Origin of the sequence: Bacillus cereus group sp. Bc010, assembly GCF_027716745.1 — a bacterium.
In the GTDB taxonomy this organism is placed as follows: domain Bacteria; phylum Bacillota; class Bacilli; order Bacillales; family Bacillaceae_G; genus Bacillus_A; species Bacillus_A pacificus.
The window spans coordinates 86,885-101,600 of the sequence record NZ_JAQFUY010000004.1 but is presented as its reverse complement, the minus strand read 5'-3'; the positions used below and the strand labels follow the sequence as shown (position 1 = coordinate 101,600).

Sequence of the window (14,716 nt, the reverse complement as noted above, 5' to 3'; positions counted from 1 at the left end):
AATAGCGAATATATTCTGAAAGTTTTATCCTTCTTTTATTAACTTCTTACAAATCTGATTATTTGTCAAGGAAAGAGACTCACAATTCACGTATCCTTTACATTTCATAAATAAAAAAAGAAAGGGGCTATGCCCTTTCTTTATTTCGCAAACACTCCTGAAACAATACTCATAATCTTTTGGACAACTTCTTCAATTGATAAAGAAGTTGTATCTAATTCCAATGCATCATCAGCTTTTTTTAGAGGAGAAACTTCACGTTCTGAATCTAATTTATCACGCTGAGCAATTTCTTCTTTTAACTGCTCTAAATTAGAATCGAAGCCTTTATTCATATTTTCTAAATGTCTTCTCTCTGCTCTTTCTTCAACAGAAGCAAGCATAAAGATCTTCACTTCAGCATCTGGTAACACATGTGTACCAATATCACGGCCATCCATTACAACGCCGCCTTTTTCTGCTAACTCTTGTTGACGACGTACCATTTCTTCACGAACAAGGCGATGTTTTGCCACAATTGATACTCGATTCGTCACCTCAGGTGTACGAATGACTTCCGAAACATCTTGTCCATTTAAAAATACAAGTTGTGTATTTTCTCCTTGTTGAAACTCAATTTTCACATTTTTTACAACTTCCATTAACTGCTCTTCATTTTCAATGTCCACTTTTTGCTCAAGGGCTGCATATGTAATTGTACGATACATTGCGCCTGTATCAATATAAACGTAAGAAAGCTTCTTCGCTACAACTTTTGCAACTGTACTTTTTCCAGCAGCTGCTGGACCATCTATAGCAATTGAAATTCGTTTATCCATTGTAACACCTCATTTTTTCACTTATAAAACAAAACGAAAAGCAGGTATTCTCCTGCTTCTTCTCATTTGCTTCACGTCATTAAATCCTCAATTATTGTAGCATAATCCTTCATAGAAGAAAATGAAAACTACCTATTCACCCGTAAGATTTCTGCTTTGTTTTTTACCATGACACCTTCATAATAAACAATTTTAGATAAATATTTCACTGATGACTTATGTATAAATAACAATTGCACAACAGAAAGACAAATGAATTGTATTATTAATATACGAATAAGCATTCTCTCCATCTTTTTCAACGTAATAGCTCCCTCCTATACTGTATTTGCACATTTCGTTTCGTAATTTTATACATCGTACATATAGCATTTCATTTTATTGTCATTTTCGAGGCATACTTTTATACATTTCCATTGTCGAATTTACTCAAAACATGTTATGTTCTAAATGTATTTTTTTACTTGAAAGGGGTATAAGCATTGAAAAGAATCCTAGTTTTACACACAGGTGGAACAATTGCAATGGAGGAAGATAAAGAAACTGGGGTCGTACAACCAGGTGAAAAAAATCCTCTTTTAAAATTCATTCCGGATTTAGAAGGCGATGTTGATTTAATCGTTGAAGATGTGTTTCATCTACCATCTCCTCATATGACACCGAGCGAAATGTTACAATTACAAGTCATCATTGATGAAAGAGTAAAACAAGACAACATTCATGGCGTAGTCATTACGCATGGTACGGATACATTAGAAGAAACAGCCTATTTCTTAGATTTAACAGTACAAGCAACTATTCCGATCGTTGTAACAGGCGCAATGCGCTCTAGCAATGAATTAGGTGCTGATGGTCTATATAACTTCTTATCAGCTGTAAAAGTCGCTAGCAGTAGTGAAGCTGCCGAAAAAGGCGTTTTAGTCGTATTAAACGACGAAATTCATTGTGCTACAAACGTAACGAAAACACATACAAGTAATGTAGCAACATTCCAAAGTCCACAGTATGGACCAATTGGTATGGTAACAAAACGTGGTGTTGTATTCCACCATGCTTTAGTACATCACGAAACATATTCAGTAAATAAGGTTTCTAAAAATGTAGTCGTTCTAAAAGCGTACGCTGGTATGGACGATACATTGTTAGCAGCAATTGAAAATCTTCCGGTAGACGGGATTGTTATTGAAGCGCTTGGACAAGGTAATTTACCTCCAAGAACACTTCCTAGTCTAGAGCGACTAATAAATAAAGGAATTCCTGTCGTATTAGTTTCTCGCTGTTTCAATGGCATCGTTCAAGATGTATATTCATATGAAGGTGGCGGCAAACAATTAAAAGATATGGGTATTGTATTCACATACGGTTTAAACGCTCAAAAAGCACGTATTAAATTATTAGTTGCATTAGAGAATACAACTTCTCATGAAGCAATCCAAAACATGTTTATGCACGATTAAAAAAGAAGCTGTCGAAGTTTATTTCGACAGCTTCTTTTTATATTTCTCTTGTTGCAATGGTTTGCGCAATCGCATCCCCATGAAATCGACCGTTCTCAATAAATATTTCATTTGCATTATTTCCAGCAGCAATTACACCTGCAATGAAAATATTTTCAGCGTTCGTTTCCATCGTATCCTGTGCATAAATTGGACGTCCTGTCTCTTCATCAATCCGAACACCCATCTTTGTTAAGAAACTATGATCAGGATGGTAACCAGTCATCGCAAATACAAAATCATTTTGGATTGTATATGCTTCGCCATCAACTGTATACGTTAATGTATGTTCAGTAATTTCTTTCACATGAGCTCCGAAATGCATGTCAATTGTACCATTTCGGACTAACGCCTCAAACTCTGGCAAAATCCACGGCTTTATACTTGGTGAATACTCACTTCCGCGATATAAAACCGTTACACGCGCACCAGCTTTCACAAGCTCTAAAGCGGCATCTACACTCGAGTTTTTCCCACCTATAACGACTACATCTCGATCAAAATAAGGATGTCCTTCTTTAAAATAGTGAGCTACCTTCTTCAATTCCTCACCAGGAACATTCATATAATTTGGATTGTCATAATATCCAGTTGCTACTACAATATATTTCGCTATATATACTTCTTTACTTCCGTCACGCTTTGTCGTCTCAACCTGAAAAGCTTCTCCATCTTTTTGAACGTTCTCCACTCGTTCAAAAGCATTTACACGTACAGATTTACGTTTTACTACTTCGCGATAATACGCAAGCGCTTGATTTCGAACAGGCTTACGATTTTCTGTAATAAAAGCTACATCACCAATTTCTAATTTTTCACTAGAGGAGAAAAATGTTTGATGAGTTGGATAATTATAAATTGCATTTACAATGTTTCCTTTTTCAATTACTAACGGATTTATCCCTACCTTTTGCAACGAAATTGCTGCTGCTAATCCGCACGGACCGCCTCCAATTATAATAGCTGTTTCTTTCTGCATACTCGGTTCACTCCTAGTCTTCTACCAATACACTATTTATAAAAACAAGAAAAAACCTACTTACAGCAGTAGGCACCTATCTTTATTGTATTCATTTTTCATATATTTGTCATCTAAACGAAACGTACATCCGATAGACATCTGCTAAAAACTGCTGAAATTTAATACCTTGTTTCCCTAATACATTTTCAGGATCAATCTTTCTAGCTGGGTCAAGTGTTTTATGTGATACGATATCTTTTTTCGGATTCAAGCCGAAGTTTTGACATAAATACGCATGATACCACGTAAAACGGGTATATGCTTCCCAAAAGTTAACATCACCGCCATAACAAAGCTCCACTCCAATGGCAGCCTTATTGGCATCATATCCATATAAGTCATTATCTGTCGGCACACCATATCGAACATGGTAGGCAACTTCATTTATAGGAATAATTTCTAATATCGTTTTGTCATCTATAAATGTATGTGCCGAAGCTTTCGGCTGTATTTCATTAAAATAATCCCGATTCCCAATCGCATTGCTACCAGGATTCCCCGTATCATGACTTACAATAAACCTTACTTTAGAAAGAGGAATACCCGGTCGTGAACTTCCATATCCAATATAGTTACGCTCTATAGGAAACATCGCCATTACTACCAACTCCCGCTTCAGAAGATTACCTTACTTCTTTATATATGTATTCGGTAGCAATGTCCTTATAGCATATTTCTTACGCAAAGAGAAAATCGAAAATATTTGATGTGAACACCATAAATAATAAAATACTTACAGCAACTCCATAAAAACCGTAAAACCAAACACAATCTTCTTTCGTATCTAAACCGAAAAATTTATTTACTGATTGTAATAATGTGCCGCGCTTACTTTGTTTGTTTCTTAATACTTCCACTCGTTCTACAACATCTGCTGGCATCATAAATCTTTGGTCTACTGTCATTTTCATCATTTATCTCTCCTTAAAATCATTTCCGTTTTGTTTATCTAAGGAGAGTATAGCACGTTTGTTCGTGTAGAACAAGCGTTCTTTTTGTTTTTATTTTATTTTTCAACAAACCAATTAATAATTACCAATATAAAAGCGATAATCGGCCCTACTACAACCGCACCAAATATTAAAAATAATAATCCTTCTCCGAACACCCGAGCGGTACTTGCTTTTCGATCTTGCTTCGTTTTTACGAGTTCTCCCTCTAACCTCTTAACCTTTTCTTCTAATTGTTCTACTCGTTCCATCATTTCATCTCCCATTTACAACACCTCACTCTAATACTTCAACAAAAAAAACGTGATTCCCTCGAAAGGAATCACGTTTTCTCACAATATAATATTATACCCAACCTCTGAAGCGACTTGCTTCAGCCATTTTACGAACACCGACCATATACGCTGCTAAGCGCATGTTCACTTTACGAACTTGTGCTGTTTCATAAATAGAATCAAATGATCTTACCATTACTTTTTCTAAACGTTGTTCTACTTCTTCTTCAGTCCAGTAGTAACCTTGGTTATTTTGTACCCACTCAAAGTAAGATACTGTTACCCCACCAGCACTCGCTAATACGTCTGGAACAAGTAAAATTCCGCGATCTGTTAAAATTTTAGTTGCTTCTAATGTTGTTGGACCATTTGCAGCTTCAACAACAATTTTCGCTTTAATATCATTAGCATTTTCTTCTGTAATTTGATTCTCAATTGCAGCTGGAACTAAAATGTCACAATCAAGTTCTAACAATTCTTTGTTTGAAATTGTATTATTAAATAGTTTTGTTACTGTACCGAAGCTATCACGACGGTCTAATAAATAATCAATATCTAATCCATTTGGATCATGCAATGCGCCGTAAGCATCTGAGATTGCAATAACTTTTGCACCTGCATCATGCATAAATTTAGCTAAGAAGCTACCAGCATTACCGAATCCTTGAACAACAACGCGCGCACCTTTAATATCAATGTCGCGTTTTTTTGCAGCTTCGCGAATACAAATTGTAACACCTTTCGCTGTTGCTGTTTCACGTCCATGTGATCCACCTAATACAAGTGGCTTACCTGTAATAAATCCTGGCGAGTTAAATTCATCAATACGGCTATACTCATCCATCATCCATGCCATAATTTGAGAGTTTGTGAATACATCTGGAGCTGGAATATCTTTCGTCGGCCCTACGATTTGACTAATTGCTCGTACATAACCGCGGCTTAATCTTTCTAACTCACGGAATGACATTTCACGTGGGTCACAGATAATTCCACCTTTACCTCCGCCATATGGTAAGTCGACAATACCACATTTTAAACTCATCCAAATTGAAAGTGCTTTCACTTCGTTTTCTGTTACATTCGGATGGAAGCGAATTCCACCTTTCGTTGGACCAACAGCATCATTATGTTGTGCACGATATCCTGTAAATATTTTAACAGTCCCGTCATCCATACGAACTGGTATTTTCACTGTCATCATACGAACTGGTTCTTTTAATAATTCATATACTTCGTTTGGATAACCCAATTTTTCTAACGCTTCACTGATAACAATTTGTGTTGAATTCAATAGTTCAAAATGTTGTTCCCTTTGTTGTTGTGTTTTTGTTTGAGTTCCCTTTTCGGCTACCATAGTAAGTAAACCCCCTGTAATTTCACTTGTTTAGTAAACCTTCATTGCCTAGTATACACCGTTAAATTTGGAATGCAATAGAAAACGCTAACAAATATATACAAAGTATTTTCTGTTGCAAGCGTTTTCACTATCATTATAGTCCTTTTATTACTTTTAGAAAAGTAAAATACTTAAATATTTAAATATTTTTTATTTTATTCATGTACAGCACTTTGAAAAGATACATTTAAGTACAATAAAAAAAAAACCTTAGGTTATATTAGCTAAGGTTTTGTTTTTTCACAAAGTAATTGTGTATTTGTTCAATTGCTTGAGAAGCCATTAATTCTTTACCATACTCCATTAGACGATAAATAGTTGCTGTAGACGGATTACCATATTCCGCTAAAATAGCTATAAAATCTGCCTTCAGTAATTGAATTTGCTCCTCTTCTTCCATCCAAAGATAGAAACGCCCATCCCACGTATATAATTTTCCGCCAGTTACATCAAGGTTATATAAACGATTCGACAGGTTAATTACGTCATCTAGTGTAGCAAATTCATAAAGGATATGCTCGCTTTCATCTAGAGTCACTTGCATTTCAATAAACTCGTCACGGAACTCATCATCTGTATCCGCTTCTTGATGTTCTTTCGTTACAATTACGACCATTCCTTGCGCTTGTAGAGAAAATACTTCAACTGCAATCGGACCATCCGCTTCAAATCCTAATTCTTTATTTGCTTCTTGCATCATATCACGAAATAATTGCTGTACTTTCGGTGCATTTCTCCACAAATCTTCTTTCGTTAATCCTCTTTCAGATAAATCATCAAATGTTAAGAAAATTTTTATCTTATTGTAATTTAATCGTTCCAGCCTCATATCATACCCTCCCTACGCAACCAATGAATATAATTTTTATTATATGAAATAGAAAATAGATGGTTCTTTTCGAACAACTATTCTAACATGTTTAACCAATTATCCCATTCTTCTTTCGTATCACCAATTAGGCTTGTTTGAATGTTCAACTGATCTCGAGCACCTATTTCTCCTATAATCCCAACAGAAAGGTTCTCATTTTTTTCTTGCAAAAAATCCACATAGCTCATTACGTTCTTCCGTTCTCGTCCGTCATCAAAAGAGATTACTACATATTTAGGTCTTATTTGCTCAACAGCTAACGAAATACTATCTTCCGCTACGCTTGCCCGAATATATATCACATCATATCCTTTTAATCGTAAATACGTTGAGAAAACAAACCCTTTCAACATATTACTTTCTAACACGACAACTTTGTGTATAGAAGAAAACGATGATGCATTATGATATACCATCCCTAGACGCGTTTGTAAAAATGATACGACATATTGGAATTGCACCATTGTAACTTCATTGTTATTTTTTAACGTTAACAATTTATTTGACACTTGAAGAACAATACTTGCTATAACTTTTTCTGTTGCATAAATACTAAAAGCCTCGTTTAACAATGCAGAAGTTGTAATTTCATCAAATTTTAACAAAGCTTGTAGTATATCGTCCACTAAAACAACTTCTCTATCGTAATGTATTTCATTTTGAACATTATTCTGCAAACGATTCCCTTCTAATAATTGAACTGCTTGTCCAATCATCATGCCGGAAGAAACCTTGTCCATTAACCATTTTAAAATTTGAATATGCTCTTCTGTATATAATCGATGCCCCGCATGATTCCGCTTTGGGGCAATCATTTGATATCGTCTTTCCCATGCACGAAGCGTACTTGGTTGAATTCCAATTATATTCGAAACAGCTTTTATATTATATTTTCCGTTTAGAGTTGGCATCATTTCCCTCCGCATAACGTAATAATATGTGTTTGAGCAGGTGCTCGGAAGCGAAGTGGAACCAACGTTGTTCCATACCCATTACTAACAAAAAGAGTCATATTTGAATGCTTATATACGCCACCTTTTAAATATTTTTTAGATGGGAATAATCGAATCTGTCCTCCATGTGTATGTCCACTTAACACAAGTGAAATTTGTTCTTTTCCAGACATTTTATTTATTATATCAGGGTTGTGGCTAATTAATATGCGAAAACCATCTTCCTTACAATCAGCCAACGCTAAATCTAAACGATCACGTTTCAAACCAACATCATCTACACCGAGCAAACAAATTTTCTCTCCTAATTCAGACTCAAATACAACTCTTGTATTATCTAAAACTTTCACATTATTTTCTAATAATAAAGCATCCAATTCATGATATTCAATCTCATAATCATTATTTCCCCATACAAAATATACAGGAGCTATCGCTCTTAACTTTTGTATATTTGCAGAGATTTTCGATAAAGGGACACCTTTTTCCGCTAAATCACCACCAATAATTACAAGATCTACTTTTCCTTTTACTTGTTCAATTAACGAATTCGAAATGCCCCTTCTATGAATATCTGATATAAAGAATATATTTACTTTTTGAAAACTTTTCGGAAATTCTTCAAATATTAAAGTATGTTCTAGCACCGTATTACGCGTTGCTTCCGTATACATTACAAGAAGAAATATAATACCAATACAAACGAGAGTACTTAATAAGATAATCCATATCATATATTTTTTACTCCCTTCCTCATAAAGATAATCCCCAGTTTTTATAGTAAGTATTTTACTAACTCTCTCGCTTTGTGGACTTATCTTTTATCGGAATTTTTAATTCTTGACCTACATTCACTTCATCTTTTTGTAAATCATTATACTTTTTAATCACTTCGATCCCAGTTTCATCTGAAAAATATTGCTTCGCTATACTTTCTAAGGTTTCTCCCTCTTTCACCGTATGTGTGACAACTTTCTCAGATGATGCCTCGGACTGAGATTTAGCTGAATCAAAGAAAATGACCTCAAATGCACTTTTTCCAGCGTTATTACCATCACTTTTCACCTGAATATATTTATCCGTATACCATAAAATACTAATTGGTAGTAATATGAATAGAAATGTTAAAACTCGGACGAAAATATGATTCATTTTAAACTTTTGTTTTTTCTCTTTATTTCTATGAATTTCACTACGCGGCGGTAAACCTTCTTTTTCTTCCACTCGCTCAACTTCTAATTCCTCTTCAAAATCAGGAATTCGTCTTCTCATGTTGTTCACCACCACCTTCCATTTATTTTCTTAATTGGAGCCCCATTATAAAATCAACAAGAAAGTGTGCAAAGATTGTTATAAACAAATTTCCTGTCCATTCAAATACATAGCCAAAAACAAAACTAATGAAACAGACGAAACAAAACAAAAATGGCTTTTTTATATACCGAATATGTAATACTGCAAATACGAAACTCGCTATTACAATTCCAAAGTGCGTCTGCACTACACCTCTAAATAAAAATTCTTCTGCAAAGCCGATAATGAATGTAATAACAAGTAGATGCATAACTGACATCCCTTGAAACATCCTATCATTAATACCACCATCATCAAACCAAGACTCTGGAAATACTCGCATTGCAACATAATCTAATAACACAATACCAATCGCTAACAAGCCACCTATTATAAGTATAGACACCGGTTCCCATTTCCACAGACTATACACCGACTTTATATCTCGGAATAGTATATATGCTAGTAAACAACCGATACCGATAATAATGAACTGTGTGATATACAGATTCAACCTTATTTCTTTCGGACTCATATTTTCAATATTATGCCTTTGAATGTTCATCATTCCCCCATCTTTTCTAGACCGAAAAGCTTTTGTAACTCTGTTTCCCAATTATAGTCGAAATCCGATTGTTGCGCTTGTCTTTTTTTATAATCTGTTTTTGTAATATGACAATAGTCGCAGCAATTCTTTAACTCGCCCTCTTTTCTGTAACCGAACTGTCGCAGCAAATATTCACGTCTACATTCTTTCACTTGTATCCATGATTTCATGTTTTCTAGCTCACTATATTTATTACGTAGCCTGATTTCTACTTCAGCTATTAATCTTGTCATAATTTCATCTGACAAGCTCTCTAATATTAATTTTCTCTGTTGTATGATTCCAAGCTTTTCAAGATGATAGCGGATGAAACGCCAATATTGTTCATTAAATCTTGCTGCATTATAACAAATTTCTTCTACCTCTTCTATTGGTAATTCTTTCGTTTGAAACATTCTTTCCTGCAGTAAAGAAAATAAAAATTGTATTTGTGACTGGCTTGGCAATTCATCTTCAATGATTGAAATTGGTAAATCGTGATCTAACGGACTGCATAGTAAAATAGCTATACTAGGTTCACCATCTCTTCCAGCTCTTCCGATTTCTTGTAAATAAGAAGCTATATTAGTCGGATAGTGGAAATGAATAATATATCTCGTATTTGATTTATTTACTCCCATACCAAAAGCACTTGTACATATTACAAGCTGCAACTGGTCATTCATAAACTGCTGTTGAATTAACATGCGCTCTTCATGTTCCATACCACCATGATAGAAAGCGACACCAGTAACGCCTTTTCCTCTTAAATATTCCGTTAAACGTTCTGTCCATGCTCTGCTTGAACAATATACAATCCCCGGCCCTTGTAAATACATCACCTGTTCCAAAAGCGCCTCTTTCTTCTCTTCTATCGTCTCCACAAATTGTACTTCCATTGCTATATTTGGACGGTCAATAGAATACACATGCTGCGTCACATTCTCCAAATTCAAACTCTCTGCTATATCTCGGAGTACATCTTTCGTCGCTGTTGCAGTTAATGCTAGTACCGTAGGAGACCCGATATTTTCAATAACTACATTTAGTTTTTTATAATCTGGTCTAAAATCATAACCCCATTGCGAAATACAATGAGCTTCATCCACAACAAATAATGAAATATGAACTTTCTTCAATTCTCTTATTAACAATTCCGACTGCAACATCTCAGGTGAAACAAAAATAAATTTATAGGAAGCTAACCTTTTCATTGCTTCTCTTTTTTCATGTAATGTCCGAAAACTATTAAATGCTATCACTCGGTTTTTCACAACATATTTTAATTGTGTAACCTGATCTTCCATCAAAGATAATAATGGTGATACAACAAGTACTGTCCCTTCTTGCATGAGCCCTGGAAGTTGATAGCACATAGACTTCCCTCTTCCGGTCGGAAGCATCGCTATAACATCTTTTCCTTCCAATAAATCTGTAATTACCCCTTTTTGACCTGGACGAAATTCAGAATATCCAAACCACCTATATAAATATTCCTCAAGTTTCATTTATACCCTCCATCCGCGCCAATACAAGACGAACTTCAAAATAAGAGATACCCTCTCCAACAGCTTGTTTCAACTCACGCAACTTACGTGTTTGTAATGCATCAATTACTTCTGTTACTTTATCTATTTTGTCTTTTCCCATAAACATCTCGATAGAAAAATCTCTTTCACGCAAAGCAATTTCAACAAAATGATCTTCTATCGTTGCAACCTTTAGATTTCTAATTGTCGCTATTTCTTCTAATGAGCGCCCTTGTCTCCAAAAATTATATGTTTTTTTCGTTGATAAACTAAATAATTCAGCTCTCTCATTTGGATAAGAGATAATCTCAGCTAATAACGGAAATTCATTTTCTTTATCGCGAACTTCTTGTATAAGGAAATGAATTGTACCCCAAAATAAGAAATATACCCTGAAAATATCTCGTTTCGTAATTTCCGCTAACTGCTGCAATGTACAACCGATACGTTCATATCCTGTTAATCTATATGTTACAATCGTCGCTTCTATCACATCACATTTCCCTAAAAGATTATGTATTTCTTTCCATAATCTTTTCGCCAATTCACTTCGCCTATACGGCATACCTGTTAAAAATCGCTTCACCCACACCATTATTTCTGTATCTTGTTGAATAGGAATAAACTTCGTATTATTCTGTTGTAAATTAGATACAGTTTGAATAATTAAAGATAATCTTTTCCAAAACGTTTCACCTAATTCACCATAGTGCAAACCATGCAAATGGGCTGGAAAAGCATACCCTTCCTCCCATGTATGTAACTGCATTTTACCTTTAGGTGTTAACAAATATGTATTTTCATGTATTTCTTGAATCAAATCTGCTTGCAACAACTTTGCAACTTCACGATCATATTCATTTCTATTTAACGATTTATATATTCCAAACAAAAAAGAAATTCGGAACATATTTCCATCTTGTAACGTTTGCGAAGAACGTTTTCCCTTTAATAAATAATAAATAGAAGAAACGGTTCTTTCACCATTCAATTGTTTTAAACAATACAATACAGTATATTGTAGTTGCATTACCGCTTCCACCTTTCAATCTAACTTAATTACTTTTGATATGATTGCGCCATCTACCGTTACTCATTAAACTTATCATATGGGCAATATATACTTGTATATATTATATTGTACCAAACGAAATAACATTTACGTATTTTGAAAATCTTATGACATAATGCAAAAATTAGTTGACACTCTAATTGATAAGGATTATCATTATAATTTTATGTTGAAAAGTTTTAAAAACCGTTTTACAATAAGGTTATAATTTTTATGGCGAGCTTTTCACATACATATTATCAGGAGGGAAAAAAGATGGCAAAATATACAATCGTTGATAAAGATACTTGTATTGCATGTGGTGCTTGTGGCGCTGCTGCACCAGACATTTATGACTATGATGATGAAGGTATTGCATTCGTAACATTAGACGATAACCAAGGTATCGTTGAAATTCCAGATGTATTACTTGAAGATATGATGGATGCATTCGAAGGTTGTCCAACTGACTCAATTAAAGTTGCTGACGAATCATTCGACGGCGATGCTTTAAAATTCGAATAGTCTTTTATTAACTTCAAAAAATACCCCTCATTCATTTGAGGGGTATTTTTTGTTTTCTATTTTCAGTCTCCTTAATAAAAAACCATTAGTAGTTGTATACTACTAATGGTTTTATTTTATATTTATGCATTTTTCATTTTTGCAAATACCCATACTTTCAGGCGTGAGAATAACGCTACAAATACAATTGTTACAACAATTCCTTTAATCAAATTAAATGGTAAGATTGCCGTTACAACCGTTGTTTTTATCGCTTCGCTAGACATAGCTGGTGAATTTAAAAACCAAGTGTAAGCTGGGAATATGATGATGTAATTTAATACACTCATAATGAGCGCCATTGTAATTGTCCCTAGCATTAATCCTGTCGTTAAACTCTTAACAGTACGATACTTCCTAAATAAGAAAGTTGCTGGTCCAATAAATAAACATCCTGCAATAAAGTTAGCAATTTCTCCAACTGGTACTCCCGTTAAACTCCCTTGAATCCCGTAATGTAAAATATTCTTTATCGCTTCTACAATTACCCCTGCAACTGGCCCAAAAATAATCGCAGCGATTAGAGCTGGCACATCACTAAAATCAATTTTTAAAAATGGCGGAAGCCCTGGGAATGGGAAATCCAACATCATCAGTAAATATGCAATACTACTTAGCATTGCTACACTCACCATCTGCACTACACTGTTTTTTTGTTTCATCTTTCTCTCTCCTTTTCCATCGATCATCTCATGGAAAGTGGAAAGGTTCTGCTATGCCTACTTTTTCATAGAACGAAAAAACCCTTTGTGTTTTACACAAAGGGAGAATTTAAGGCACATCAAACAGACGTTCAAATACCTATCTTTTTTGAACGCTTGAACCTCCATCTTCTCCCATCCAGACTGTACTGTCGGCTTTGGAATCACACCAAATCCTGCCTTAACGGCTCGCGGGCTTAGAACAAAATCACATATAGTTCATCACCGCCGGTCGGGATTTTCACCCTGCCCCGAAGATAGACCGATATTCTATTTTCTACTTCATTATACAACAACATGATCGTATTGTGAACAAAAAAATCAATAACTTATTAAAAATAAGTTATTGATTTTACATAATCAAAATCATTCATTATATTTTACAATACACTCCATATTTTTTAGTATTCGGCATTTCTCCTATGAATCCCCTAGTCATATATAATTAAAAGTGATAAGATGTTGAATTGTTAAGATAAGAACATTTTCTGGATTATGGAGGAAATGTCATGAAGAAAGAAAAGAGACACTCTATTCGAGAAACAATGAAAAAAAACTTAAGGAAAGAATACTTTTACTTAAAAAAAGAATTACTTTTCTACTGTCCAATTGATTTAGGCACATTCTCAAGCGAGACATACTATGCTGCTTTCGATGAAGATGGCATCAGTATTTATCAGTATGATAAAAATTCAGAAAGTAAATTAAAATTATGTGAGCGTCATCCATGGAAGAGTTGGAATAAAGTAAAGGTTGATCATTATTTGACAACTTCACAATTTATTTTTCAAGGTGAGCGAAACTGGATATTATCCCTTTTCCAAAAAGGAAAAGAAGCTCAAAAAATAATAGAAGAGCATACACCTTTACAAATTGAAGTTGTTTCCCGCTCTTTCTTAAAAAAGCTTCCTGGTTTCCGTTCTAATGCACCGTTGAATAAATACATCGGCAGCATTTGCTATACTGCACTCATTGCATTTTTATTAAAATGGATGATTCCATTTCAAGGACCACAAATCGCCCTGTACTCTATTTCAATCGGTTGTATGCTTCTTGGTTTACTTTGTTTGACAATTGGTTTAATTGAACCGACTATTGTACTATTTCGAACAAACGAAAAAACAAGAGCGAAAGTATTTTACTTATATAGCTACTTAGCTATTTCTGGATTTATATGTGTCTTTATTTTTTGGTAAAAAAGAGCTAGCT

Annotated in this window: 18 protein-coding genes and 1 riboswitch; of the genes, 3 read left to right on the top strand and 15 right to left on the bottom strand. The window is 34.5% G+C overall.

The window, feature by feature from the left end:
• Positions 1–140 precede the first annotated feature (140 nt).
• On the bottom strand, positions 141–818 hold the full coding sequence (gene cmk, locus PDQ68_RS07455) for a (d)CMP kinase (protein WP_000361265.1): 678 nt from the start codon (positions 816–818) through the stop codon (positions 141–143).
• A gap of 128 nt (positions 819–946) precedes the next feature.
• Positions 947–1,120, bottom strand: coding sequence for a YpfB family protein (locus PDQ68_RS07450; protein ID WP_014893178.1), 174 nt, complete (start codon positions 1,118–1,120; stop codon positions 947–949).
• A 180-nt stretch (positions 1,121–1,300) separates the two neighbouring features.
• Between PDQ68_RS07450 and ansA the strand changes: the two genes are divergently transcribed.
• On the top strand, positions 1,301–2,275 hold the full coding sequence (ansA, locus tag PDQ68_RS07445; RefSeq protein WP_000822020.1) for an asparaginase: 975 nt from the start codon (positions 1,301–1,303) through the stop codon (positions 2,273–2,275).
• Positions 2,276–2,312: 37 nt separating this feature from the next.
• Here ansA and PDQ68_RS07440 read toward each other — a convergent pair whose 3' ends face one another.
• The 12 genes from PDQ68_RS07440 to PDQ68_RS07385 form a co-directional block, all read right to left on the bottom strand.
• Positions 2,313–3,293 carry a YpdA family putative bacillithiol disulfide reductase gene (locus PDQ68_RS07440; RefSeq protein ID WP_016717012.1) on the bottom strand — a complete coding sequence of 327 codons (981 nt, stop codon included), beginning with the start codon at positions 3,291–3,293 and terminating at the stop codon, positions 2,313–2,315.
• A gap of 109 nt (positions 3,294–3,402) precedes the next feature.
• Positions 3,403–3,933 (bottom strand): peptidoglycan recognition protein family protein, encoded by a 531-nt coding sequence (locus PDQ68_RS07435; protein WP_001240643.1) that lies wholly within the window; start codon positions 3,931–3,933, stop codon positions 3,403–3,405.
• A 79-nt stretch (positions 3,934–4,012) separates the two neighbouring features.
• Positions 4,013–4,249 (bottom strand): DUF3961 domain-containing protein, encoded by a 237-nt coding sequence (locus tag PDQ68_RS07430; RefSeq protein ID WP_001983018.1) that lies wholly within the window; start codon positions 4,247–4,249, stop codon positions 4,013–4,015.
• 92 nt (positions 4,250–4,341) lie between these two features.
• Positions 4,342–4,551, bottom strand: coding sequence for a hypothetical protein (locus PDQ68_RS07425; protein ID WP_014893180.1), 210 nt, complete (start codon positions 4,549–4,551; stop codon positions 4,342–4,344).
• A 79-nt stretch (positions 4,552–4,630) separates the two neighbouring features.
• Positions 4,631–5,917 (bottom strand): NAD-specific glutamate dehydrogenase, encoded by a 1,287-nt coding sequence (gudB, locus tag PDQ68_RS07420; RefSeq protein WP_000225176.1) that lies wholly within the window; start codon positions 5,915–5,917, stop codon positions 4,631–4,633.
• Positions 5,918–6,179: 262 nt separating this feature from the next.
• Positions 6,180–6,788: a genetic competence negative regulator gene (locus PDQ68_RS07415; protein WP_001235392.1), complete on the bottom strand. Its 609-nt coding sequence runs from the start codon at positions 6,786–6,788 to the stop codon at positions 6,180–6,182.
• A gap of 77 nt (positions 6,789–6,865) precedes the next feature.
• A complete protein-coding gene (locus PDQ68_RS07410) occupies positions 6,866–7,741 on the bottom strand; it encodes a MerR family transcriptional regulator (protein WP_061184007.1) in 876 nt (291 codons plus the stop codon).
• A complete protein-coding gene (locus PDQ68_RS07405) occupies positions 7,741–8,517 on the bottom strand; it encodes a metallophosphoesterase (RefSeq protein ID WP_016717009.1) in 777 nt (258 codons plus the stop codon). Before PDQ68_RS07405 ends, PDQ68_RS07410 begins: the two co-directional genes overlap by 1 nt.
• A 58-nt stretch (positions 8,518–8,575) precedes the next feature.
• Positions 8,576–9,055: a LysM peptidoglycan-binding domain-containing protein gene (locus PDQ68_RS07400; RefSeq protein ID WP_001254344.1), complete on the bottom strand. Its 480-nt coding sequence runs from the start codon at positions 9,053–9,055 to the stop codon at positions 8,576–8,578.
• Between the two features lie 22 nt (positions 9,056–9,077).
• Positions 9,078–9,641 carry a CPBP family intramembrane glutamic endopeptidase gene (locus tag PDQ68_RS07395; RefSeq protein ID WP_001025772.1) on the bottom strand — a complete coding sequence of 188 codons (564 nt, stop codon included), beginning with the start codon at positions 9,639–9,641 and terminating at the stop codon, positions 9,078–9,080.
• Positions 9,641–11,170: a RecQ family ATP-dependent DNA helicase gene (locus tag PDQ68_RS07390; RefSeq protein ID WP_016717008.1), complete on the bottom strand. Its 1,530-nt coding sequence runs from the start codon at positions 11,168–11,170 to the stop codon at positions 9,641–9,643. Before PDQ68_RS07390 ends, PDQ68_RS07395 begins: the two co-directional genes overlap by 1 nt.
• Positions 11,160–12,221 carry a YpbB family protein gene (locus PDQ68_RS07385; RefSeq protein ID WP_061184006.1) on the bottom strand — a complete coding sequence of 354 codons (1,062 nt, stop codon included), beginning with the start codon at positions 12,219–12,221 and terminating at the stop codon, positions 11,160–11,162. The genes PDQ68_RS07390 and PDQ68_RS07385 overlap by 11 nt, the downstream gene beginning before the upstream one ends.
• A gap of 297 nt (positions 12,222–12,518) precedes the next feature.
• Here PDQ68_RS07385 and PDQ68_RS07380 point away from each other — a divergent pair, with 297 nt between their 5' ends.
• Entirely contained in the window at positions 12,519–12,767 is a 249-nt protein-coding gene (locus tag PDQ68_RS07380) for a ferredoxin (RefSeq protein ID WP_001151996.1), read from the top strand.
• 122 nt (positions 12,768–12,889) lie between these two features.
• Here the strand turns inward: PDQ68_RS07380 and PDQ68_RS07375 are convergent, their stop codons facing one another.
• The gene (locus PDQ68_RS07375; RefSeq protein WP_000810858.1) at positions 12,890–13,468 is read right to left on the bottom strand and encodes an ECF transporter S component; all 579 of its coding nucleotides are present in this window, start codon (positions 13,466–13,468) and stop codon (positions 12,890–12,892) included.
• Between the two features lie 162 nt (positions 13,469–13,630).
• A riboswitch (FMN riboswitch) is annotated at positions 13,631–13,770 on the bottom strand.
• A gap of 246 nt (positions 13,771–14,016) precedes the next feature.
• Here PDQ68_RS07375 and PDQ68_RS07370 point away from each other — a divergent pair.
• Entirely contained in the window at positions 14,017–14,703 is a 687-nt protein-coding gene (locus PDQ68_RS07370; RefSeq protein WP_016717006.1) for a hypothetical protein, read from the top strand.
• The last annotated feature ends 13 nt before the right edge of the window (positions 14,704–14,716 follow it).